The following is a 316-nucleotide window of genomic DNA, read 5'->3' on the forward strand; positions in this document are numbered from 1 at the left end:
TTGATAATGGTGATAACCGCAATGTGATCATGAAGAGCCGAAGTGGCACACGATGGCGACTGCCAGTTAAAGGCTCCCAATCACTTGTCAACAACCCTTTCTTTAAACAAATGATCCCCGTCAGTATTGCTGATGTGTTGCGTTATGTTGAACAAGAAACCAACTTTATGCAATGCTTCGCACACGTGCTGCCAATACAAAAACAAGTAGGCGCCAATCAGGATGATTTATTGGCTATTCTAATTGCGAATGCGACACATCGCGGCGTATATGGGATGGCACAAATATCTGATCGCAGTTATGAGCATCTAAGCAC

The 316-nt window shown here is 44.0% G+C and carries 1 protein-coding gene; it reads left to right on the top strand.

The genetic code is table 11. From position 1 onward, the window contains the following. A partial coding sequence (locus AAEZ18_RS18530; RefSeq protein ID WP_352255860.1) for a Tn3 family transposase occupies positions 1-316 on the top strand: 316 nt, incomplete at both ends.

The organism is Pseudoalteromonas sp. 19-MNA-CIBAN-0066 (assembly GCF_040308705.1).
Taxonomy (GTDB): Bacteria; Pseudomonadota; Gammaproteobacteria; order Enterobacterales; family Alteromonadaceae; genus Pseudoalteromonas; species Pseudoalteromonas nigrifaciens.